The 21,106-nt window shown below is 69.3% G+C and carries 21 protein-coding genes; 12 read left to right on the top strand and 9 right to left on the bottom strand.

The features are described from left to right. Nucleotides 1–676 precede the first annotated feature (676 nt). The 4 genes from LCC91_RS12060 to LCC91_RS12045 all read right to left on the bottom strand — a co-directional run bounded on the left by LCC91_RS12060 (nucleotide 677) and on the right by LCC91_RS12045 (nucleotide 4,084). Complete coding sequence (locus LCC91_RS12060; RefSeq protein ID WP_043699271.1) at nucleotides 677–2,803, bottom strand: sodium:solute symporter family protein; 2,127 nt, start codon at nucleotides 2,801–2,803, stop codon at nucleotides 677–679. A gap of 4 nt (nucleotides 2,804–2,807) precedes the next feature. Next, complete coding sequence (locus tag LCC91_RS12055; protein ID WP_043699269.1) at nucleotides 2,808–3,068, bottom strand: DUF4212 domain-containing protein; 261 nt, start codon at nucleotides 3,066–3,068, stop codon at nucleotides 2,808–2,810. Between the two features lie 117 nt (nucleotides 3,069–3,185). Further along, nucleotides 3,186–3,761, bottom strand: a complete 576-nt coding sequence (locus LCC91_RS12050; protein WP_043699267.1) for a tetratricopeptide repeat protein — start codon at nucleotides 3,759–3,761, stop codon at nucleotides 3,186–3,188. Continuing rightward, nucleotides 3,758–4,084, bottom strand: a complete 327-nt coding sequence (locus LCC91_RS12045; RefSeq protein WP_224440945.1) for a hypothetical protein — start codon at nucleotides 4,082–4,084, stop codon at nucleotides 3,758–3,760. The genes LCC91_RS12050 and LCC91_RS12045 overlap by 4 nt, the downstream gene beginning before the upstream one ends. 118 nt (nucleotides 4,085–4,202) lie before the next feature. Here LCC91_RS12045 and LCC91_RS12040 point away from each other — a divergent pair, with 118 nt between their 5' ends. Continuing rightward, nucleotides 4,203–5,660, top strand: coding sequence for a DUF294 nucleotidyltransferase-like domain-containing protein (locus LCC91_RS12040; RefSeq protein WP_052231426.1), 1,458 nt, complete (start codon nucleotides 4,203–4,205; stop codon nucleotides 5,658–5,660). 21 nt (nucleotides 5,661–5,681) lie between these two features. On the opposite strand, the gene pyk is transcribed toward LCC91_RS12040, so the two are convergent. Continuing rightward, complete coding sequence (gene pyk, locus LCC91_RS12035) at nucleotides 5,682–7,115, bottom strand: pyruvate kinase (RefSeq protein ID WP_043699262.1); 1,434 nt, start codon at nucleotides 7,113–7,115, stop codon at nucleotides 5,682–5,684. A gap of 93 nt (nucleotides 7,116–7,208) precedes the next feature. On the opposite strand from pyk, the gene LCC91_RS12030 reads away from it, so the two are divergent. From LCC91_RS12030 to LCC91_RS12010, 5 genes are all read left to right on the top strand, one after another. Beyond that, nucleotides 7,209–8,126, top strand: coding sequence for a CoA transferase (locus LCC91_RS12030; RefSeq protein ID WP_052231425.1), 918 nt, complete (start codon nucleotides 7,209–7,211; stop codon nucleotides 8,124–8,126). 42 nt (nucleotides 8,127–8,168) lie between these two features. Further along, complete coding sequence (locus LCC91_RS12025) at nucleotides 8,169–9,221, top strand: efflux RND transporter periplasmic adaptor subunit (protein WP_043699259.1); 1,053 nt, start codon at nucleotides 8,169–8,171, stop codon at nucleotides 9,219–9,221. Further along, nucleotides 9,218–10,324 carry an ABC transporter permease gene (locus LCC91_RS12020; protein ID WP_143897993.1) on the top strand — a complete coding sequence of 369 codons (1,107 nt, stop codon included), beginning with the start codon at nucleotides 9,218–9,220 and terminating at the stop codon, nucleotides 10,322–10,324. The genes LCC91_RS12025 and LCC91_RS12020 overlap by 4 nt, the downstream gene beginning before the upstream one ends. A gap of 102 nt (nucleotides 10,325–10,426) precedes the next feature. Then, nucleotides 10,427–11,119, top strand: coding sequence for an ABC transporter ATP-binding protein (locus LCC91_RS12015; RefSeq protein ID WP_043699253.1), 693 nt, complete (start codon nucleotides 10,427–10,429; stop codon nucleotides 11,117–11,119). A gap of 117 nt (nucleotides 11,120–11,236) precedes the next feature. Beyond that, the gene (locus LCC91_RS12010) at nucleotides 11,237–11,530 is read left to right on the top strand and encodes a DUF2061 domain-containing protein (RefSeq protein ID WP_043699250.1); all 294 of its coding nucleotides are present in this window, start codon (nucleotides 11,237–11,239) and stop codon (nucleotides 11,528–11,530) included. 18 nt (nucleotides 11,531–11,548) lie between these two features. Here the strand turns inward: LCC91_RS12010 and LCC91_RS12005 are convergent, their stop codons facing one another. The 4 genes from LCC91_RS12005 to LCC91_RS11990 form a co-directional block, all read right to left on the bottom strand. Then, the gene (locus LCC91_RS12005) at nucleotides 11,549–12,544 is read right to left on the bottom strand and encodes a cytochrome d ubiquinol oxidase subunit II (RefSeq protein ID WP_043699246.1); all 996 of its coding nucleotides are present in this window, start codon (nucleotides 12,542–12,544) and stop codon (nucleotides 11,549–11,551) included. Beyond that, on the bottom strand, nucleotides 12,541–13,902 hold the full coding sequence (locus LCC91_RS12000) for a cytochrome ubiquinol oxidase subunit I (RefSeq protein ID WP_043699242.1): 1,362 nt from the start codon (nucleotides 13,900–13,902) through the stop codon (nucleotides 12,541–12,543). Before LCC91_RS12000 ends, LCC91_RS12005 begins: the two co-directional genes overlap by 4 nt. A 31-nt stretch (nucleotides 13,903–13,933) precedes the next feature. Further along, entirely contained in the window at nucleotides 13,934–14,494 is a 561-nt protein-coding gene (locus LCC91_RS11995) for a GbsR/MarR family transcriptional regulator (protein WP_197052545.1), read from the bottom strand. 363 nt (nucleotides 14,495–14,857) lie between these two features. Continuing rightward, a complete protein-coding gene (locus LCC91_RS11990; RefSeq protein ID WP_052231424.1) occupies nucleotides 14,858–15,409 on the bottom strand; it encodes a winged helix DNA-binding protein in 552 nt (183 codons plus the stop codon). Nucleotides 15,410–15,616: 207 nt separating this feature from the next. Here LCC91_RS11990 and LCC91_RS11985 point away from each other — a divergent pair, with 207 nt between their 5' ends. Genes LCC91_RS11985 through LCC91_RS11960 form a run of 6 tightly spaced genes read left to right on the top strand, consistent with a single transcriptional unit; the run spans nucleotide 15,617 to nucleotide 21,056 of the window. Beyond that, nucleotides 15,617–16,594, top strand: a complete 978-nt coding sequence (locus LCC91_RS11985; RefSeq protein ID WP_058616497.1) for a TRAP transporter substrate-binding protein — start codon at nucleotides 15,617–15,619, stop codon at nucleotides 16,592–16,594. A gap of 24 nt (nucleotides 16,595–16,618) precedes the next feature. Further along, nucleotides 16,619–17,131, top strand: a complete 513-nt coding sequence (locus LCC91_RS11980) for a TRAP transporter small permease (RefSeq protein WP_043700848.1) — start codon at nucleotides 16,619–16,621, stop codon at nucleotides 17,129–17,131. Nucleotides 17,132–17,147: 16 nt separating this feature from the next. After that, complete coding sequence (locus LCC91_RS11975; RefSeq protein ID WP_390612136.1) at nucleotides 17,148–18,446, top strand: TRAP transporter large permease; 1,299 nt, start codon at nucleotides 17,148–17,150, stop codon at nucleotides 18,444–18,446. Further along, on the top strand, nucleotides 18,419–19,216 hold the full coding sequence (locus tag LCC91_RS11970) for a 5-oxoprolinase subunit B family protein (RefSeq protein WP_143897995.1): 798 nt from the start codon (nucleotides 18,419–18,421) through the stop codon (nucleotides 19,214–19,216). Before LCC91_RS11975 ends, LCC91_RS11970 begins: the two co-directional genes overlap by 28 nt. Next, nucleotides 19,213–20,283, top strand: a complete 1,071-nt coding sequence (locus tag LCC91_RS11965; RefSeq protein WP_043700846.1) for a 5-oxoprolinase subunit C family protein — start codon at nucleotides 19,213–19,215, stop codon at nucleotides 20,281–20,283. The genes LCC91_RS11970 and LCC91_RS11965 overlap by 4 nt, the downstream gene beginning before the upstream one ends. Continuing rightward, complete coding sequence (locus tag LCC91_RS11960; RefSeq protein ID WP_043700844.1) at nucleotides 20,280–21,056, top strand: LamB/YcsF family protein; 777 nt, start codon at nucleotides 20,280–20,282, stop codon at nucleotides 21,054–21,056. Before LCC91_RS11965 ends, LCC91_RS11960 begins: the two co-directional genes overlap by 4 nt. Nucleotides 21,057–21,106: the final 50 nt, after the last annotated feature.

The raw sequence follows: 21,106 nt of genomic DNA, 5'->3' as shown, positions 1-21,106 counted from the left end.
GAATGGGCGCGCCGACCGCAACGGCGCTGCGAAGGGGAGTCCGCGCCTGGAACCCCACCCGCGTGACCAAGGCTTTGGCGAAAGCCAATGCAGTGTGCGCGCACCCCTACGCCACTGCAATTCATCGATCCCCTTTTGAAAGTCGGGGAGGCTTCAGCTCGTCGCGCTCTTCGGGGGCGACACGGCGGCGTCTCAATCCCCTTTTGAAAGTCGGGGAGGCTTCAGACCTGTCGAGACCTGCCGAGCCCGCAATCGGGCCGTCTCAATCCCCTTTTGAAAGTCGGGGAGGCTTCAGTTTACCCTTGCAGCCCGTTGATTGTCAAGGGGTTTTTGACCGGTTTGCGGACGGGTAGGGTCAAGAATGTCAACATAGCGACAGTCTGTGGATAACGTTACACCCAAGGTTCCCATAACCTTCGAAAAAACATTTAGCGGACGAAAGAATGTCGATTTCACTCTAATAAAAAACGGTATCAAATTGAGTTTTCGATCTTTTACACCGGGGCATCGTAGTCGACTGGAGGCAGCGCTGTGTTGCCCGTCAGGGCGTCCGCAGTGTCTTTGCCGCGCGGGCACACGGCCGGGGTAAAAAACCCCACCGGTGTCACCGGTGGGGATAGGGGGCCGACCGAGCGGGGGGCGGTCGATCGGCCCGAGGGGGGAGAGGTTGACAGCGTTACGCCTTGGCCAGGTTCGGGTAGCGCACGTGCTCGACCAGCTCCTGGATTTCGCGCTTCGGCGCCGGGGTCAGCAGGCTCACGATGATGATCACCGCAAAGCCCACGGGCACGCCGAAGATGCCGGCCGAAATCGGCTGGATGCCCCACCACATGTTGTCGGCCACCGGGCTGGTGACGCCAAAGACGCTGCGCAGCCACGGCTGCGTGGTGGCCATGTAGTAGAAGGTCACGCCGAAGCCCGCGATCATCCCCAGGATCGCGCCCCACTTGGTGGCGCGCTTCCAGAAGATACCGAGCGTGAGCGCCGGGAAGAAGCCCGCCGCCGCCAGCGAGAACGCCGCCGACACCAGGAACAGGATGTCCGCGGGCTTCTGCGACGCGACGTAAGCCGCGAGCAACGCGACGACGAGCAGCAGCACCTTGGAGATCATCACCCGGCGCGCGGTCGGGGCGTTGGGGTCCATCATCTTGTAGTACAGGTCGTGCGACAGCGCGTTGGCGATCGTCAGCAGCAGCCCGTCCGCGGTGGACAGCGCCGCGGCCAAGCCGCCCGCGGCCACCATGCCCGAAATGACGTAGGGCAGCCCAGCGATTTCCGGCGTGGCCAGCACGATGATGTCGCCACCGATGCGCATCTCGCCGAGCTGGAAGATGCCGTCCTTGTTGACGTCGGTCACCGACAGCAGCCCGGGGTCGACCTTGCTCCAGTTCGCGATCCACGCCGGCAGTTTGTCGAACGGCGTGCCCACCAGCACCGAGAACACCTCGTACTTGACCAGCACGGCCAGCGCCGGCGCCGTGAAGTACAGCAGGAAGATGAAGAACAGCGACCAGCCCACCGACTGGCGCGCCTCCTTCACCGACGGCGTGGTGTAGTAGCGCATCAGGATGTGCGGCAGCGCCGCGGTGCCCACCATCAGGCAGAACACCAGCGCCAGGAAGTTGCGGCGCGATTCTTCGAACGTCTTGCGTGCCTTTTCATCGCCGTTGGGGTCGCCCGCGAACTGCTGGGCGTGGCGCGGCATGCCGGCCAGCGGCTTGGCCCGTGCCTCCGCGGCGGCCTTGGCCTTGGTCCAGGCTTCTTTGGCGGCGGCTTCGTCCTTGGGCAGCGAGGCGAGCGCCTTTTCCGCCGCGGCGATCTGGTCCGCCGGGGCGTTGGCCGCGCGCAGCTCGGCGACCTTCTGCTCCGCGGCAGCGCGCTCAGCCGCGAGCGCCGCCGGCACATCCTTCAGTTTTTCGGCCAGCGCATCCGCCTGGGCCTTGAACGCGGCGATGACCTCCTTTTCCTTCGGGTCGTCGATCAGGCGCTGCTCGGCTTCCGTGACCTTCTGGAGCTGGTAGCCGTAGACGAGCTGCGGCACCGGTACGCCGGTCTGCCGCACCGACAGCCACACCACCGGGATCATGTAGGCGATGATCAGGACGATGTACTGCGCGACCTGCGTCCACGTCACCGCGCGCATGCCGCCGAGGAACGAGCACACCAGGATGCCGGCGAGGCCGAGGAAGATCCCGATCGAGAAGTCCACCCCGGTCAGGCGTGTCGTGATCAGGCCCACGCCGTAGATCTGCGCCACCACGTACACGAAGGAAACGAAGATCGCGATGATGATGCCGACGAAGCGTGCAATGTTGCCTTCGTAGCGCGCGCCGAGGAAGTCGGGAATCGTGAACTGCCCGAACTTGCGCAGGTACGGCGCGAGGAACAGCGCCACCAGACAGTAGCCGCCGGTCCAGCCCATGATGAAGGCCAGGCCCCCGTAGCCGGTCAGGTACAGCGTGCCCGCCATCCCGATGAACGATGCCGCCGACATCCAGTCCGCGCCGGTGGCCATGCCGTTGTAGATCGCGGGCACGCGCCGGCCGGCGACGTAGTACTCCGCCGCATCGTTGGTGCGGCTCATGATGCCGATACCGGCGTAGAGCAGCACCGTCGCGAACAGGAAGATGTAGCCGATCCAGGCCTTGGGCAGGCCGAGCTGCTCCAGGATCGCCAGCACGACGACGAAGACGAGAAAGCCCCCCGTGTACCAGCCGTAGACCTTGTTGAGCTGCTTCTTGAAAGCGGCGTTGCTGCCGGCGGAAAAGACGCCGCCCGCGGGTTCGGAAGCCAGTCCAGCCATGGTGTTACTCCTCCTCTTCCGCGACACCGTGTTCGATGTCGAGTTTGTTCATGTAGTGGGCGTAGAACGCGATGATCGCGACGTACACCACCAAAGCCCCCTGGGCACCGACCCAGAAGCTGAAGGGCCAGCCGAAGAAGGTGAAGTTGAGGTCGCGGGCGAAAAACCCCACGACGAAGGTCACCACGAACCAGATGGCCAGCAGGATGGCCGTGATCCGTAGGTTTTTCTGCCAGTATCGCTGCTGCGATTCGGTTAGTTGCATGGTCGCTGTCTCCTCTCGTCGGTCAACGGTGGCACGCGGGCGCACCGGTCCGCGCACCGGCTCGACCCCCGGGTCGGCAGCGCCGACCCCCCTCACAACCGGAGCGGGTCCGGCTCCTCAACCGCTGACGCGCAAGCCCGTTTCGCGCTCCAGCCGGGCGGCGACGCTCGGCTCGAACCCGCGCAGGTGGCGGATGATGCGCATCGCCTCCTCGGGCTGCGCGCGGTCGACATGAATCCGCGCCATCTGGTACCAGGCGTACGGACTCATGGGTTGCAATTCGGTGTTGCGGCGCAAAGCATCCAGCGCTTCGTCCAGCCGCCCCTGCCGGACGAGGACGAGCCCGAGGCCGTACCATGCCTGGTCGAGCCGCTCATCCAGCGCCAGCGCGCGACGGAAGCTCGTTTCTGCGGCTTCGTTCTGCCCGGACTGCTCCAGCAGGAACGCGCGGTTGTACCAATGCGCGGCTACGTCCGGCGCGACCGCCACCAGCGCGTCGAGCACGGCCAGCGCCTCGGCGGGCCGGCCCAGTTCGGCGAGCAGGTGGGCGCGGTAGGCCATCAGCGTCGGTTGCTGCGGGTAGGTTTGCAGGGCCTCGGTGACGATGTCCAGCGCGCGCGCGGGGCGCCCCCACCAGATGCACCAGCGCGCCCGCCACAGCGCCCACGAAACCGCACGCTCGACCCGATTCATCGGCACGCCTCCACGCCGATGGCGATGCAGTGCTCGATCTTGGCCAGTGTCACGACCAGGTACAGCACCGCCATCACGCAAAACGCCACCACCGGCACGTGCTGGTCCGCGACCTGCCGCGGGGCAATCCAGCGCGCCGCGCGCACCCACGGCTTGTTGAGGATCTGGAACAACTGGTAGACGAAATTGCGCTGCCGCTGCGCACCGGCGAGCACATATAGCGCTCCCTGCCCGAGCAGCGCGAGCAGGCCGATATAGAGCACCAGTTGAGCCGCGTTGAGCCAGAAGAGCATGGGATTGCCGCACAATGCAGTGGCGCGCATGGTCGCGCAAAGATGCTTACGAAACACTGACAAAAGCGGCGGCCTAGGGAAAATCCCAAGAGGGACAACCCGCTGTCGGCCCCGCGTCGGGCGCCGGATCACCGGGCGGAGGGGTGTCGTGGAGACCAAACCAGCGGGCATCGAAGGGGTGGGCGACAGGGCGGACGCGGGTGCGCTGTGGGAACTGCGGCTGGGCGACCTGCCGCGGCGCGAACCGATCGGGCTGCCCGTTGGCGCCAGCGTGCGCGAGGCGCTGCAGACGATGCACGACCGCGGCATCGGTTCCGTTCTGCTGTGGGATGACGGCGGCGGCATCGCGGGCATCCTCACGCGGCACGATGTGCTGGATCGCATCGCGCTGGCCGGCGTCGATCTGGGGGCGCCGGTGGCGTCGGTGATGTCGCACCCGGTGGCGACGCTGCAGGTCACGGACACGCTGTTCGATGCGGCGCTGCTGATGTCGCGCCGGCGTATCCGGCATGTGCCGGTGCTCGACGGTGAGCGGCTGGTGACGCTGGTGTCGGAGCGCGACCTGTTCGGCTGGCAGCGCCAGTCGATCAAGCACTTGGGCGCGGCGATCGCGCGCGGCCAGACGCTGGCGGACTTCCAGCGCGCCGCCGCCGACATCCGCGCCTACGCGCGGCACCTGATGGCGCAGGGGCTGCAGGCGCGCCAGCTCACGACGCTGATTTCGCACCTGAACGACCAGCTCACGCAGGCGCTGGTGATGCGCGAGCTTGCCGCCGCGGGACTGTCCGCGGACGCGATGTGTTGGGTGGCGCTGGGCTCCGAAGGGCGCGGCGAGCAGACGCTCGCCACCGACCAGGACAACGCGCTGGTGTTTGCCAGCGACGACCCGCAGGCCGACCGGCCGCGCTGGCTGGCGTTCGCGCGCCGCGTGAACGAGGCACTGGACGCGTGCGGCTACCCCCTGTGCCGGGGAGGGGTGATGGCGGGCAACCCCCCGTGCTGCCTGACGGCGCCGGAGTGGGAGGCGCGCTTTGCGCGCTGGATCGACGCCGGCGGTCCGCGCGAGCTGCTGCAGGCGTCGGTGTTTTTCGACCTGCGCGCGGTGGCGGGGCGCGCGGACTGGCTCGAGGCGCTGCGTGCCTTCGTCCTCGCGCGCACCAGCACCACCCCGCGCTTCATCCGCCAGATGGTGCAGGGCCACCTGGAGCACCCGGTGGCGCTGCTGTGGCACGGCGGCATCCGCGGCCGGCGCGAGGGGCGGCACCGCTGGTTCGACCTGAAGATGCAGGGCACCGCGCTGCTGGTCGAGGGGGCGCGCATCCTGGCGCTCGCGCACGCGGTGCCGGCGACGAACACGCGCGAGCGCCTGCTCGCCGCCGGGCGCGCGAGCGGCGCACCCGCGGCCGAGGTCGACGGCTGGGTGACCGCGTTCGACTATCTGCAGATGCTGCGCCTGCGCCACCAGGGGGCACCGGCGGCCGACGGCGCCGCACCGAACCGCATCGACCTCAACACCCTCAACGCGGTGGACGAGCGCGTGCTGCGCGCGTCGCTGCACGCGATCCAGACGCTGCAGGAGCGGCTCAAGCTCGACTACCTGCGCTGAGCCGCCCGCCCAGCCGTCCTGTCAGGCGACCTGGCCGACCTTGAGCATGTTGGTGCCGCCGGGCGTGCCCATCGGTTCGCCCGCGGTGATGACGTAGCGGTCGCCGCTTTGCAGCCGGCCGCGCGCCTTGAGCTGCTGCTCGGCTTGCAGCAGCGCGGTGTCGCGGTCGGCGCTGCCCCCGGTCACGCGCAGCGCGTGCACGTTGCGGTACAGCGCCAGCCGCCGCGCCGTTCCCAGGCGCGAGGTCAGCGCGAAGATCGGGATGTCCACCGTGTGCCGACTCATCCACAGCGGGGTGGAGCCGGATTCGGTCAGCGCCACGATGGCGCGCGCGTGCAGGTGCGCCGCGATGAAGAGTGCCCCCAGCGCGATTGACTGGTCGATGCGCTCGAAGGTCTTGCCGACGAAGTTGTGGTCGATGCTGTCCTGGTAGGCCTGCTCGGCGGCCAGGCAGATGCGCGCCATTTCCTGCACCGTCTGCAGCGGGTATTTGCCGGCGGCGGTTTCGGCGCTGAGCATCACGGCGTCGGTGCCATCGAGCACCGCGTTGGCCACATCGCTGACCTCGGCGCGCGTGGGCACCGGCGCGTGGATCATGCTCTCCATCATCTGCGTCGCGGTGATCACCAGCCGGTCGTGCGCGCGCGCCAGCGCGATCATGCGTTTTTGCAACGCGGGCACGGCCGCGTTGCCCACTTCCACCGCCAGGTCCCCGCGCGCGACCATGATGCCCTCGCTGACTTGCAGGATCGACTCCAGCTCGGGGATGGCTTCGGCACGCTCGATCTTGGCGATCAGCCCGGGACGGTGGTCATCGACCGCGGCCTCCTCACACAGCCGGCGTGCCAGCCGCATGTCGTCGGCGTTCTTCGGAAAACTCACCGCCACGTAGTCCGCCCGCAGCGCCATCGCGGTGGCGATGTCGGCCATGTCCTTGGGGGTGAGCGCCGGCGCGGTCAGGCCGCCGCCGCGCTTGTTGATGCCCTTGTGGTTGGACAACTCGCCACCGACCACGACCCGCGTGTGCACGGCGGCTCCCTCCACGCGCACCACCTCCAGCTCGATCAAGCCGTCGTTGAGCAGCAGCACGTCGCCCGGCACGACATCGCGCGGCAGCTCCTTGTAGTCCAGCCCGACGGCGTGCTCGTCACCGGGTTCGCTGCGCGCCGCATCCAGCGTGAACGCCGCGCCCTCCACCAGCGTCACCTTGCCGTGCGCGAACTTGCCGACGCGGATCTTGGGCCCCTGTAGGTCGGCCATGATCGCCACTTCTTTGCCCACGCGCTGCGCCGCGATGCGCACCCGCTCGGCGCGCTGGCGGTGGTCGTCGGCGCTGCCGTGCGAAAAATTCAGCCGCACGACGTCGACGCCGGCGCGGATCATGGCCTCGATCGTGTCCAGGCCGTCGGAGGCGGGACCGAGGGTGGCGACGATCTTGGTGGCACGCAGGGGCATGTGGTCTCCTCTCGTGGTATGGGGTTTTGGGGGGTATCTTACGCCGCCGTGTGTCGCATCCGTGACCGCTGCCAGCTTTGCTAGAGTGCGGCCATGACGGCCCGCCCTGATTCCTCACCCGGTACGACACGGCCGCTGGCCGGCGTGCACGTCGTCACGCTGGCCCTGAACCTGCCGGGCCCGGCCGCGGTGATGCGCCTGCGCGCGCTCGGCGCGCGCTGCACGAAGGTCGATCCGCCGAGCGGCGATCCGATGCGCGGCTACTGCCCCGCGGCGTATGGGCAGCTGCACCGTGGGGTGCGCACCGTCGCGATTGACCTCAAAACCCCTGCCGGGCAGCGGCGGCTGCAACGGCTGCTCGCCCACGCCGACGTGCTGTTGACCTCGTTTCGCCCATCGGCGCTGGCCAAACTGGGGCTGGACGCTGCCACGGTGCAGGCGCGCTGGCCGCGGCTGTCGCTGGTGCGCATCGTCGGGGCCGCCGGTGCGCGCGCCGAGGAGGCGGGACACGACCTGACCTACCAGGCCGAAGCAGGTCTGGTGGACGGGGTGGCGCTGCCGCCCAGCCTGCTGGCCGACATGGCCGGCGCGCTGCTGGCGGTCGAGGCGGTGCTGCTGGTGCTTCGCCAGCGCGAGCAGACGGGCCGCGGCGTGGTGCGCGACGTGGCGCTGGCCGATGGCGCCGCGTGGCTGGCGCTGCCGCGCACCTGGGGCCTGACGGCCCCCGGCGCGCTGCTGGGCGGGGCGCACGCGGGGTATCGCGTCTACGCGTGTGCGGACGGGCGCGTGGCGGTCGCGGCGCTGGAGCCGCACTTTGCGCGCCGCCTGGGGGAGGTCACGGGCCTCGGCGCCCTCACGCCCGAGGCGTGCCTTCAGCCCGCCACAGCCGCGGCGCTGGCCGCGTGGTTCGCCACCCGCAGCCGCGCCACGCTCGACGCGCTCGCGCGGACCCACGATCTGCCGTGGGTGACGCTGGCCCCGGGGTCTGAGCCGCGGGCGGATCGCGGGTGACGGCGGCCCGCGGGAATGCGGCACCGCGGCACAATCAAACACATGACGACACACAAACGATGGCTGGCGGCCGCGGCGGTCGCGCTCGTGGCGCTGGCGGCCGCTGGGTGGTGGTTCGCGCGGGCGACGCCGGTGCACACCGTGGTGCTGACCGAGCGCCCCGTGCAGCGGTCGTTGGTGGTGACCGGGCGCGTCGCCCCGGCGCGCGAGTCCACGCTGGCGAGCACCGTCACGGGGCGCGTGGTCGCCACTCCCGTGGCCGAGGGGGAGACGGTGCGGGCTGGTGCGGTGCTGGTGGCGCTGGAGCCCGACGAGTCGCAGGCGGCGCTGGCGCAGGCCGAGGCGCAGCTGGCCGACGCGCGCGGCCAGCTCGCCGATGCGCATCGGCAGTGGCAACGCCAGCGCGCGCTGCAGGCGCAGGGCTTTCTGAGCCCGGCGGCGCTGGAGGCGGCGGAGCGTACGTACGACGCCGCTCGGCGCCGCGTCGAGCAGACGGAGGCGGCGGTGCAGCAGGCACGCGCCCGTCGGCAGCAAGTCGCCGTGCGGGCGCCCGCCGAAGGCGTCGTGCTGACGCGGCTGGTCGAGGTGGGCGACGCGGTGACGGCGGGCAAGGCGGTGGCGCGCTTTGCCTGGGCGGGGCCGGCGCGCGTGCTGCTCGATCTGGACGAGCGAGACGTGGCCCGCGTCGCGGTGGGCCAAACGGCCGCGGTGCGCGCCGATGCGTGGCCCGACGCGCCGCTCGCGGCGCGGGTGCAGCGCATCGACACCCAGGTCGACGGCGTGCGCGGCACGGTGGAGGTGGAGCTGGCGCTGGCCGACGCCGCCGCGGGCGGGGTAAGGCTGTTGCCCGGCATGACCGTGTCGGCCGAGGTCGTCACGGACGCGCCGCAACCGCGGCTGCTGCTGCCGCTCTCAGCGCTGCGTGACGGCCGTGTGGCGACGGTGGTGGCGGGGCGGGTGCGCTGGGTGGCGGTGGAGACCGACCCCGCGGTCGACGGCTGGCTGCCGGTGCGGCGCGGGCTCGCTGCCGGCGTGGAGGTGATCGACCCGGCCCCGGCGCTGGACGACGGCGCGCGCGTCGAGGTCCGCCGATGAGGTTCGTCTGGGTCGTCGCCTGGCGGCTGCTGCGCGAGGGGCGCTTCCAGTCGTGGCTGATCGTCGGCGGCGTGGCCATCGGGGTGGCGGTGATCGTCTACATCACCGCGATCGTCAACGGGCTGCAGGCCAACATCATCGAGCGCACGCTCTCCGCGCAGGCGCACGTCGTGCTGCGCCCGTCCGAGCGGGTCAACACCCGCGTGCTGCAGGACCAGGACGGCGTTGTGACCCTGGCGGATGTGCGCAAGCGCACGCAGCGCGAGGAGACGATCACCGACGTGGCCCCGGTGTTGCAGACGGTGCGCGCGTGGCCTGGTGTGGCCGCAGCAGCGGCGGTGGTCAGCGGCCCGGGTGTCGCGCAGCAGGGCGGCGTGCGCAAGGCCGTCGTGCTGCTCGGGGTGGCGCTGGACGACTACCAGGCCGTGATCCGCCTGGACGACAAGCGGCGCGCCGGCGCGCTGTCGCTGCAGACGGGCGAGGCGCTGATCGGCACCGAACTCGCCGCGGATCTGGGCCTGACGCCCGGCAGCCGGCTGCGGCTGCAGTCGGCCACCGGCGAGACCCTGTCGGTGCGCGTGGCGGGCCTGATGGACTACGGCATCCAGGACCTCAACCGCCGGCGCGTGCTGCTGCCGCTGCGCGATGCGCAAAGCCTGCTCGGGCTGGGGCTGGGCGTGACCGAAATCGCCGTGCGCGTGCGCGACCTCTTCGCGGCGCAGAGGCTGGCCGCCGATCTGCAGCGCGCCACGGCCCTGCAGGCCGACAGCTGGCAGGCGGCCAACGGGCAACTCGTCACCGCCTTGCGCAGCCAGAGCGCCTCGAGCCTGATGATCCGGGTCTTCGTCACGATCGCGGTGGCGCTGGGCATCGCCAGCGTGCTGGTGGTGTCGGTGGTGCAGCGCCAGCGCGAGATCGGCATCCTGCGCGCGATGGGCACGCCCCGGCACCGCATCCTCGGCGTGTTCCTGCTGCAGGGGGCATCGTCGGGCTGGTGGGGTCGCTGCTGGGCGCCGGGCTGGGCGCGGCGCTGGCGGTCGGCTTCACCCGTATCGCCCGCAACGCCGACGGCAGCCCGCTCTTCCCGATGGTGCTGGAGGTGAACCTGTTCGTGTCCACCGCGGTGCTCGCGACGGCGGTGGGGGTGCTGGCGGCGTGGCTGCCGGCGATGCGCGCGGCACGGCTGGACCCCGTGGAGGCGATCCGTGGCTGAGGTGCTGCGCCTACAAGGCGTGCGCAAGCGCTACGGCGGCGGCGCTTCGCCGGTGGTGGAGGTGCTGCACGGCATCGACCTGGCGCTGGCCGCGGGCGAGTTCGTTGCCCTGGTCGGCCCGTCCGGTTCCGGCAAATCCACGCTGCTCAACATCATGGGTCTGCTGGAGACGCCCACCGACGGGGAGGTCTGGCTCGCCGGCGAGCCGGTGCACGCCGCGTCGGACGCGGCCCGCACCGCGCTGCGCAACCGCTACCTCGGGTTCGTGTTCCAGTTTCACCATCTGTTGCCCGCCTTCAGCGCCGAGGAGAACGTGCTGATGCCGGTGCTCGCGGGACGCGGGCGCATCACCGCCGACGACCGCCAGCGCGCCCGCGCGCTGCTGGCGCGCACGGGGTTGGCCGACCACGCTCACAAGCGGCCGGTGCAGCTCTCGGGCGGGCAGCAGCAGCGCGTGGCCATCGTGCGCGCGCTGATGAACCGGCCGCGCCTGGTGCTGGCCGACGAGCCGACCGGCAACCTCGACACCCAAACGGCGCAGGAGGTGTTCGGCCTGCTGCGCGAGCTCAACCGCGAGGAGGGCACGGCCTTCCTGATCGTCACGCACGATCCGGGGCTCGCGGCGCGTTGCGACCGGCGCATCGACCTGCGCGACGGCCGACTGCTGCCCGCGGGGAGCGCCTGACGACGCCCAAGACACCGGTCGAAATAATGTCTATCAATCAGTTTCTAAATATCGATCGCAAAAAGCGTTGATCGACCCTACCATGGCACTGTCCCGTCAGTTCATAAGGAGCGTTCCATGGCCCGTCTTCGTCGCATCGCACACGCCCACCGCTGGGCGCTGATGAAAACCGGCACCTACTACGTGATGCACGTCACGGTGGCCGCGGCGGTGGCGTACGCCGTCACCGGCAACCTGTGGGCGGCGCTGACGCTGTCGCTGCTGGAGCCCACCGTGCAGGCGGTCGCGTACTTCTTCCACGAGCGCGCGTGGGCGCGGGTGTTGAGCCGCCGCAGCGCCACGCATCCCACCAGCGCAGGGATCGATGTCCTTGGCCATCCCGCATCGGCACCCGCGGTGGCACCGCTCTGAGCCCCGCCGCCGCGCGTGCTATGCGTAGCTGAGCTCGCGCGTTTTGCCCCAAAAGACCCGATACGCGAACACCGTGTAGCCGATGATGGCGGGCACTGTCACCACCGTGCCCAGGAGGATGACCTTGAGCGAAGCCGGTGCGCTGGCCGCTTCCCAGATGGTGAGCCGATCCATCACCACGTAGGGATAGAGGCTGTACGCGAGGCCGAAGAAGCCCAGCACGAAGACCGCGACAACCAGCGCAAACGGCACCCAACACAGGCGGCCCAAGATGCGCGGTGAGTTCAGCAAAACCCGCAGCGTGATGAGTCCGGCAGCGGTCACCAAGGGAATGGGCAGCAACGCGATGAACACAGGCATGGTGAACCAGCGTGCGCGCACCGTCTCGCTCACGATGGGGGTGGCCAGCGAGATCAACATCATCCCCATCACCACCGGCAGCCACGCCAGGCGCGCCCAGCCAGCGGCGCGGGCTTGCAGGGGGCCTTCGGTTTTCATGACCAGCCACGTTGCCCCCAGCAGGACGTAAGCGGCGGCCAATGCCAGCGCGATGGCTGCCGCAAAGACCGTGTAGGCCCAGCCCTCGGCAAATCCGGTGATGTAGCGGCCCAGCATCCATCCCTGGGCCAGCGAGGCCATCAACGAACCCACAAAGAACGCGCGGTTCCACAACGGTTTGTGTTCGTCGTGGGCTTTGACGCGAAAGTCAAACGCGACGCCGCGCAAAATCAACCCGATGAGCATGACCGCCACCGGCAGATACAGCGCGGTGAGCACGATGCCGTGCGCCTTGGGGAAGGCGATCAACAGGATGCCGACCCCCAGCACCAGCCACGTTTCGTTGGCGTCCCAGAACGGGCCGATGGAGGAGACCATCACGTCTTGTTGCTGCGGCGTGGCGCGATGCAGCAGCATGCCCACGCCGAGGTCGAAGCCGTCGAGCACCACGTAGGCCAGCATGGCCAGGCCCATGACGGCCATGAATATGAGGGGCAAGGTATCGTCGAAGCTCATCCGCGAACCTCCACGGTCGGTTGAGGCTGTGTGCTGGCGTAACGCACAGGGGCGTCGATGGGTTTGCCGGCCATGTGCGCGATGACACCCACGTAGGCCACGATTAAGGCCAAGTAGACCGTGATGTAGGCGGCCAACGTCAGCGCAATCATCGGTGCCGGGGTGGACGAAGCGACCTCGGCGGTGCGCAGCAGTCCTTGCACGATGTAGGGCTGGCGGCCGATTTCGGTGACGTACCAGCCCGCGACGGTGGCCACCCAGCCCGAGAAGCTCATCGCGCTCAGGCTCCACAGAAGTGGGCGCGGCAAGCGACGAGGGTCCCAGCCACGGCGACGCAGCATCCACCAGCCGCACCAACTGCTCAGCAGCATCAGGATGCCCACCCCAACCATGATGCGAAAACCAAAGAAGACAGGTGCCACGGGCGGGTGCGCACCGATGAACTCGTTGAGTCCGCGAATCTCGCCATCGAGCTCGTGAGTCAGGATCAGGCTGGCCCCTTTGGGGATGCCCAGCTCGTACCGATTGCTGCGGGAGGCCTCATCCGGCCAGGCAAACAACAGCAGCGGCGCGCCCCGCTCGGTTTCCCACACCGCTTCGATGGCGGCGATCTTTTGGGGTTGGTGTTGCAGGGTGTTGAGACCGTGCAGGTCGCCCACGAGGATTTGCAGCGGGATGAGCACCGCCCCCAACGTCAAGCCCGTGCGCATGGCTTTGGGTGTGGCGGCGTTGGCTTTGCCGCGCAGCACCTGCCAGGCGCTGAGCCCGGCGAGCAAAAACGCCACCGTCAGGCCCGACGCGAGCAACATGTGCGCCAAGCGGTAGGGAAAGGAGGGGTTAAAGACAACCTGTGCCCAACTCGTGACGTGGAAAACGCCGTCGATGATTTCGTAGCCCGCCGGGGTCTGCATCCAGGAGTTCAGACTCAGGATCCAGAACGCGCTCATTGTCGTGCCCAGCGCCACCAAAAAGGTCGCCAGCAGCGTTACCCGCTCGCTGACTTTGCCGTGTCCAAAGAGCATGATGCCGAGGAAGGTGGCCTCCAGGAAAAACGCGGTGAGCACTTCGTAACCCAGCAGCGGCCCCGCGACGTTGCCCACGCGCTCCATGAAGCCCGGCCAGTTGGTGCCGAACTGAAAGCTCATGGTGATGCCAGAGACGACACCCAGCGCAAAGCTCAGCGCAAAGACCTTGGTCCAGAAGCGGTAGGCACCCAGCCAAGCCGCATCTTGCGTGCGCAGCCACCGCCAGCGGAAAAAGAGCAGCACCCAGCACAGGGCGATGGTGATCGTGGGAAACAGAATATGGAAGGTGACATTGGCGGCAAACTGCAGCCGAGCCAGCAGCAAAGCGTCCATGGCGTTCCTCGCGGTCTACAACAGCAACGCGCTAGCGAGGCAAAGCGGCGGGTGCGCGCAGCTTGCCGGCGTATTCAAGCAATTTGCCTACGCGAGCGCCCATTCTCATCAACTGGGCCAGGGTTTGCGCATCGAGCCGCTGCACGTCATCAAACCACGTCGTCACCAGCTCGATCAGGTCGTGCATGCCCTTCATGCGCTCTTGCGCGATGCGGTCTTCCTCGTTCGTGGGTGTCTCGAGCAGCGCATTGCGTAGCATCGACAGTGTGGGCTCGATCTCGCGGCGGCGACGCTCTTCGGCCAGCGTGCGCAAAATCTCCCACGGGTCGGTGGGAGCCTCGAAATAGTCACGGCGATCGCCGCTGAAGTGCCGCAAGCGCACCAAACGCCACGCTTGCAGCTCTTTGAGGCCCATGCTGACGTTGGAGCGCGAGAACGCCAGCCGCTCGGCGATCTCCTCGGCGTTGAGCGGCCGTGGCGACACGAACAGCAGCGCATAAATCTGCCCGACGGTGCGGTTGATGCCCCAACGGCTGCCCATCTCACCGAAATGCGCCACGAAGCTGCGCACCAAGGGGGTCATGTTGTCCATGTCGGTGGCGGGGAAGTAAGGACTGACAGTGCGGACAGTATGAACGGAAATTTCAGAAAATTCTGAAAACGAAAAAATGCCCTCGTTTACGTCAGGGAATAGACCGCGATCAACAGGGAGCAGCTGCGTTTGAACGGACACCGCAGCGGTGTGCTGTCCACATCGGCGTGGGTTGAAGCCCGCTGCAGCCAGCGGCAGTGCGGGAGCCCGGGTGCGGTTCACATTGGCGCGGGTCGAAGGTTGCGTCCCGCGCCCGTTCGTTTGGGGCCAGGTGCGTTGCCAGCGCGCTTTGCGCTGGGGGCTGAGTTGTTGTGGTGCGCACGCCGTGACCCCTGTGCCGGGGTACGGTTGACAGGGACGAATTCAATACGCCGTGGCCGCGCGGGCCGCCTGGTCGTAGCGGCCGGAGAGCTGCCGCAGCGTGCGGGCGACCTCCGCCAAGCGCCGGTTTTCATCGGCCGTGCCGGAAAAGCCGGGCATCAGGCACGCTTCCCGCACCGCCCGGTAACGCAGGCATAAGGCGTGGCCCTCGTCGGTCGTGGCGTAAAAGACCTCCTTGCCACGCTTGGCGCCGCACACCAGTCCCATGCCCTGCAGCTTGCGCACCGAGTAGGACACGACGTGCGCGTCTTCGATATTGAGCACGAAGGCGATATCGGACAGCCGCTTGGGCGTGCGGCGGTGATTGATGTGGTGCAGGACCAGCACGTCGGTGGGCGTCATGTCCTTGACACCCGCGGCGCCCATGCAGCGGATGAGCCAGCGGTTGAAGGCGTGGGCCGCGATGATCAGCCCGAACTCGAACTCCGACAGCTCCGGCGACTTTTCGGACACCAGGTGCGCCGACGAGACGATGGGACGGTCGGGCGAGGGGGTCTCGGTGGCCGGCGGTGGAGCGGAATGCGGGGGTGTCATGGCAAATGGCGGGCCGGGTGGAATGGGCACTGGGCGGATTGTGCAACACGCCGCGCCGCGCACCCCACCGTCTCATGGTAAACCATAACAAAAAAACGATCACAAAACGTTGACGTTTTACATGCGTGGTGTTACCGTTTCCCTGCCGTCCGGCGTTGGGCGGTTCGAAGCCGTACCCCTTCTCTTCTCAGACAGCAGGAGTTACCGATGCGCGCCACGCTTGCCTCCTTTGCCGCTGCCGCCACGCTGGCGGTCGCCCACGTCACCGCGGCCGCCCAGGCCGTCAAGTGGGACATGCCCACCGCCTATCCGGCGGGCAACTTCCACACCGCCAACATCCTGATGTTCGTCAAGGACATCGAGCGCGCCACCGGCGGCAAGCTCACGATCACCGTGCACGACAACGGGTCGCTGTTCAAAGCCAACGAAATCAAGCGCGCCGTGCAGGGCGGGCAGGCCCAGATCGGCGAAGTGCTGATCTCCAACTTCTCCAACGAAAACCCGTTGTTCGGCATCGACTCCATCCCGTTCCTGGCGACCAGCTACGCGGACGCCCGCAAACTGTGGCAGGCCTCGCGTCCGGCCGTCGAGGCCGCGTTGGACAAGCAGGGGCTCAAGGTGCTCTACGCCGTGCCTTGGCCGCCGCAGGGGATCTTCAGCGCCAAGCCGATCGAATCGGCCGCGGACCTCAAGGGGGCCAAGTGGCGCGCCTACAACCCCAACACCAGCCGGATCGCCCAGCTCGTGGGGGCGCAGCCGGTCACGATTCAGGCCGCCGAGCTGTCGCAGGCGCTGGCCACCGGCGCCGTCAACGCGTTCATGACCTCCGGCGCCACCGGCTACGACAGCAAGGTGTGGGAACAGGTCAAGTACTACTACGACGTGGCGGCGTGGCTGCCCAAGAACGTCGTCTTCGTCTCGAAGCGAGCGTTCGAGGCGCTGGACAAGCCGACGCAGGACGCGGTGCTCAAGGCCGCGGCCGACGCCGAGGCGCGCGGCTGGAAGGAAAGCGAAGAGAAGACCGCCTGGTACCTGGAGCAGCTGCGCAAGAACGGCATGACGGTGTCGCGCGGTTCGCCGCAATTGCAAGCGGATCTGCGCAAGATCGGCGAGACGATGGTGCAGGAATGGTCTCGGCAGGCGGGGCCGGAAGGCGCCGCCGTGCTGGACGCGTACCGCCGCTGACGGCCCAGACCAGAGGGGCGGGCCGTGAAAGCTTTCGATCGCCTGTTCGAAGTGGCCGCCTGGGTGGCAGGGGTGTTTCTGATCGGCACGTTGGCGATGGTGCTGGTGAGCATCGTTGGACGGCTTCTGCCAGTGTTGGCCCTGCCGGGCGCCGATGCCTACGCGGGCTACAGCATGGCCGCGGCGGCCTTTCTGGCGCTGCCGGCCACCCTGCGGCGGGGTGAACACATCCGCGTGACGCTGCTGCTGCAGCGGCTGCCCGCGCCCGCCCGCCGCGGGGTCGAGGTCGCGGTGCACGCGCTGGGGCTGCTGCTGGCCGGGGGCCTCGCCTGGTTCTCGGTGCGGCTCGTCTGGCAGAGCCACGCGTTCCACGACATCTCGACGGGCCTGGACGCCACCCCGTTGTGGATTCCGCAGCTCGGTATGGCGGTCGGGACGGTGCTGTTCGCGCTCGCGATGGCCGTCCAGTTGGCGGAACACGCGCGTGGACGCGCGCCGCACCCCGACGCCGGTGACGAGCCGGCGCGTATCGAATGACGCGGAGCGTTTCATCATGGACTTGATCGTCACGCTGGTGCTCATCGGCGCGTTGCTCGTCACGCTGGCCGCGGGGGTGTGGATCGGTTTGGCGTTGGTCGGCGTGGCGTGGATCGGCATGGAGCTGTTCACGCCCCGCGCCGTCGGTGACGCGATGGCGATCACGATCTGGGGAGCTTCGTCCTCGTGGACGCTCACCGCCCTGCCGCTGTTCGTCTGGATGGGCGAAATCCTGTTTCGCACGCGCTTGTCGGAGGACATGTTCCGCGGCCTGGCGCCATGGTTGCAGCGCCTGCCGGGCCGACTGCTGCACACCAACATCCTGGGCAGCACGCTGTTTGCGGCCGTGTCGGGTTCGTCGGCGGCGACCTGCGCGACGGTCGGCAAGATGACGTTGCCCGAGCTGCAGCGGCGCGGCTACCCCGATGCGATGAGCCTGGGCACACTCGCGGGTGCCAGCACGCTGGGGCTGCTCATCCCGCCGTCGATCATCATGATCGTCTACGGCGTGACGGCAAATGTCTCGATCGCGCGGCTCTTTGTCGCCGGCATTCTGCCGGGGCTGCTGCTTGCGGCCTTGTTCATGGGGTACGTGATGGTGTGGTCGCTGCTGCACCCCCGCGCCATTCCGCAGGAGGGCGAAACGCTGTCGCTGGGGGAACGGCTGCGCGCCAGCCGCCATTTGCTGCCGGTGCTGTTGCTCATCGCGGGGGTGCTCGGCACGATCTACACCGGCATCGCCACCGCGACCGAGGCGGCGGCCGTCGGCGTGGTGGGGGCGCTGTTGATCGCCGCCGCCCAAGGGGCGCTCAGCTGGCAGACCTTCCGCGACAGCCTGCTGGGGGCCACGCGCATGTACTGCATGATCGCGCTGATCCTGGCGGGTGCCGCGTTTCTGACGCTGGCGATGGGCTATCTCGGCCTGCCGCGCCACGTCGCGACCTGGATCGGTTCGCTGGGCCTGGCGCAGTGGGAGCTGGTGCTCGCGCTGGCCCTTTTCTTCATCGTCCTCGGCTGCTTTCTCGACGGCATCTCGATCGTGGTGCTGACGATGGGGGTGCTGCTGCCGACGGTCGAGGCTGCCGGGATCGATCTGATCTGGTTCGGCATTTTCCTCGTTGTCGTGGTCGAGATGGCGCAGATCACACCGCCGGTGGGTTTCAATCTGTTCGTGCTGCAGGGCATGACCGGCCGACAGGTGACGGAGCTGGCGCGTTACGCGGCGCCGATGTTCGGTCTGATGGTTCTGGCGGTGGTGTTGCTGTATGCGTTTCCGGAGCTGGTGACGTGGCTGCCGCAGCGCATGGCGGGGTGAGCGCCGCCATGCCGTGTCCCGCGCCGCGGCTGTTGGCGCTGGGGGATGGCGCGTGGACGGTGGAGTTCGGCGACGCGATCGACCCGGCGTTGCACGGTCGCGTCATGGGCCTCGCGCAGGCGGTGCGCGCCGCGTGGGCCACCGGGGCCGCCCCGTGGCGCGCGGTGGTCGACGTGGTGCCGACTTTTCGCTCGCTGACCGTCCACTACGAGCCGCTGGCGTGCGACGGAATGGCGCTGGGCGACGCATTGCTGGAGCTGGCGCAGCAGACGACGGCGCGGCCGAGTGCGGGGCGTTGTTGGCGCTTGCCCGCTTGCTTTGCACCCGCGATGGCGCCGGATCTGGACGCGCTGGCCGCGCGCGTGGGGTTGACGGCGGAGGCGGTCGTGCAGCAGCTGCTGGCCGCGGCGTTCCGGGTGTACCAGATCGGCTTTTTGCCCGGGTTTCCGTACATGGGCGGGGTGCCGGCGGCGTTGCAGGTGCCGCGCCTGCCGTCGCCGCGCAAGGCGGTGCCCGCCGGCTCCATCGCGCTGGCGGGCGGGATGTGCGCGGTCTACCCCTGGGTCAGCCCGGGCGGCTGGCACCTCGTCGGGCGCACGCCGGTACCGTTGTTCGACGTGCGCCGCGATCCGCCGGCGCTGCTTGCGAGCGGCGACACGGTGCGCTGGTTCGCGATCGACGAGGCGACGTTTGCCGACTTGCAGGCGCGTGCGCAGGCGGGCTCTTTGGACGTGATGGCCTGCGGGAGCCCACCGGGGGGCGACGGGTGAACGCGGTGCTGCAGGTGCTCGACCCGGGTCTGGGCAATACCGTGCAGGACCTCGGGCGGACGGGCCACCGGCACTGGGGCGTGCCGGTGGCCGGGGCGCTCGACCCGCTGTGGGCGCGGGCTGCGAACGCGCTGCTGGGCAACGCGCCGGCGGCGGCGGTGCTGGAGCTGCGCCTGCTCGGGCCGCGCCTGCAGGCTGACGGTGGCACCGTCCAGGTGGCCGTCGTCGGCGAGGTGATGGCGTCGGTGGAGCGCGTCGGCGGTACCGTGCAGCCGCTGCCCGGCTGGTGCACCGTGACGCTGCGCCCCGGGGACACGCTGCGCCTGGGGGCCGTGCGCGGGCTCGCGTACCTCGGCGTGGCCGGGGGCATCGACGTGCCGCCGGTGCTGGGCAGCCGCGCGACGCACGAGCGCACCGCGATGGGCGGGCTCGGCGGCCGCGCCCTGTGTGCCGGCGACCGCCTGCCGTGCGGCGCGCCGGGGCCGGAGACGCCCACCACCGAGCGCCGCGGGGAGCCTCTGTCCGACCCGGACGCTCCGGTGCGCGTGCTGCTCGGGCCGCAGGACGATCACTTCCCGCCCGAGGCAATCAGAACCTTGTGCGGGGCGGCGTGGCGCGTGACCGCCGAGCGCGACCGCATGGGCATGCGGTTGGCCGGGCCGCCGCTCGTGCACCGTACGCCGGCGCACGCCGACATCGTGTCGGACGCCGTGGCGCCGGGTGCGATCCAGGTACCGGCCAGCGGCCAGCCGATCGTGTTGCTGGCCGATGCGCAGACCGTCGGTGGCTACCCGAAAATCGCGACCGTCATTCGCGCCGACTGGGGGCGGCTGGCGCGCTGGCCTGTCGATGTACCGTTGCGGTTCGCGCCGGTGACGCTGGCCCAGGCGCACGACGCGCTGCGCGCGCAGGCCGAGGCGTTGCAACACTGGAGCCGTGCGCTGCGGCCGTGGCATCCGCCCGGGTATGTCGATTTGCGACGGCTGTACGAACACAACCTGATCAGCGGCGTCGTCAGCATGTGTGACGGCAGCGTAACGGCCGACGCCGCCGAGGAGCCCACATGACCGCGGAGCATGTCATCGATCTGAACGCCGACCTGGGCGAAAGCTACGGTGCCTGGACCATGGGCGACGACGAGGCCCTGCTGGCCATCGTCACGCGCGCCAACGTCGCGTGCGGCTTTCATGCGGGCGATCCGCTGGTGATGCGCCGCACTGTGCGCCTGGCGGCGGCGCGCGGTGTCGCCGTCGGGGCGCACCCGGCGTTTCCGGATTTGCAGGGCTTTGGCCGCCGGCGCATGGAGCTCGCGCCCGACGAGCTGGAGGCGATGCTGCTCTACCAGATCGGGGCGCTGGCCGGCGTGTGCCGCGCGGAGGGTGTGCCGCTGGCGCATGTCAAGCCGCACGGGGCGCTCAACAACATGGCCTGCGCGGACGTGTCGCTGGCGCGCACGGTCATGCGGGCGGTGCGGGCCTACGACCCCGCGCTGCCGGTGCTCGCGCCGGCCTGTTCGGCGCTGGAGCAGGCGGCGCTGGAAGCCGGGCAGCCCGTGCTGCGCGAGGTCTTCGCCGACCGCGCCTACCAGGCGGACGGGCAGCTGGTGCCCCGCCGTGAACCCGGGGCGGTGCTGCACGACCCGGACGCGGCGGTCGCGCACGTGCTGCGCATGCTGGCCGCGGGCGGCCTGGTCACGCGCGACGGCGCCGTCCTGCCGACGCCGATCGACAGTATTTGCGTGCACGGCGATGGCCCGCAGGCGATCGCGACCGCGCGGCGCCTGCGCGACGCGCTCGTGGCCGCGGGCTGGCGCCTCGCCGCGGGCGCCCCGAGCGCGTGAGCGCGCGGCGTTCCGCCGCCGATGCGCGATGTGCACCGGATGGTGGCATG

This window comes from Tepidimonas taiwanensis, assembly GCF_020162115.1.
GTDB lineage: Bacteria > Pseudomonadota > Gammaproteobacteria > Burkholderiales > Burkholderiaceae_C > Tepidimonas > Tepidimonas taiwanensis.
This window is presented reverse-complemented; position numbering and strand designations above follow the sequence as displayed.

What these genes read in the sequence shown, in the direction of transcription:
- LCC91_RS12060 (WP_043699271.1), bottom strand. Translation starts at nt 2,803, where the DNA reads ATGGCTGGACTGGCTTCCGAACCCGCGGGCGGCGTCTTTTCCGCCGGC.
- LCC91_RS12055 (WP_043699269.1), bottom strand. Translation starts at nt 3,068, where the DNA reads ATGCAACTAACCGAATCGCAGCAGCGATACTGGCAGAAAAACCTACGG.
- LCC91_RS12050 (WP_043699267.1), bottom strand. Translation starts at nt 3,761, where the DNA reads ATGAATCGGGTCGAGCGTGCGGTTTCGTGGGCGCTGTGGCGGGCGCGC.
- LCC91_RS12045 (WP_224440945.1), bottom strand. Translation starts at nt 4,084, where the DNA reads ATGCGCGCCACTGCATTGTGCGGCAATCCCATGCTCTTCTGGCTCAAC.
- pyk (WP_043699262.1), bottom strand. Translation starts at nt 7,115, where the DNA reads ATGCCCCTGCGTGCCACCAAGATCGTCGCCACCCTCGGTCCCGCCTCC.
- LCC91_RS12030 (WP_052231425.1), top strand. Translation starts at nt 7,209, where the DNA reads ATGACGGCCCGCCCTGATTCCTCACCCGGTACGACACGGCCGCTGGCC.
- LCC91_RS12025 (WP_043699259.1), top strand. Translation starts at nt 8,169, where the DNA reads ATGACGACACACAAACGATGGCTGGCGGCCGCGGCGGTCGCGCTCGTG.
- LCC91_RS12020 (WP_143897993.1), top strand. Translation starts at nt 9,218, where the DNA reads ATGAGGTTCGTCTGGGTCGTCGCCTGGCGGCTGCTGCGCGAGGGGCGC.
- LCC91_RS12010 (WP_043699250.1), top strand. Translation starts at nt 11,237, where the DNA reads ATGGCCCGTCTTCGTCGCATCGCACACGCCCACCGCTGGGCGCTGATG.
- LCC91_RS12005 (WP_043699246.1), bottom strand. Translation starts at nt 12,544, where the DNA reads ATGAGCTTCGACGATACCTTGCCCCTCATATTCATGGCCGTCATGGGC.
- LCC91_RS12000 (WP_043699242.1), bottom strand. Translation starts at nt 13,902, where the DNA reads ATGGACGCTTTGCTGCTGGCTCGGCTGCAGTTTGCCGCCAATGTCACC.
- LCC91_RS11995 (WP_197052545.1), bottom strand. Translation starts at nt 14,494, where the DNA reads ATGGACAACATGACCCCCTTGGTGCGCAGCTTCGTGGCGCATTTCGGT.
- LCC91_RS11990 (WP_052231424.1), bottom strand. Translation starts at nt 15,409, where the DNA reads ATGACACCCCCGCATTCCGCTCCACCGCCGGCCACCGAGACCCCCTCG.
- LCC91_RS11985 (WP_058616497.1), top strand. Translation starts at nt 15,617, where the DNA reads ATGCGCGCCACGCTTGCCTCCTTTGCCGCTGCCGCCACGCTGGCGGTC.
- LCC91_RS11975 (WP_390612136.1), top strand. Translation starts at nt 17,148, where the DNA reads ATGGACTTGATCGTCACGCTGGTGCTCATCGGCGCGTTGCTCGTCACG.
- LCC91_RS11960 (WP_043700844.1), top strand. Translation starts at nt 20,280, where the DNA reads ATGACCGCGGAGCATGTCATCGATCTGAACGCCGACCTGGGCGAAAGC.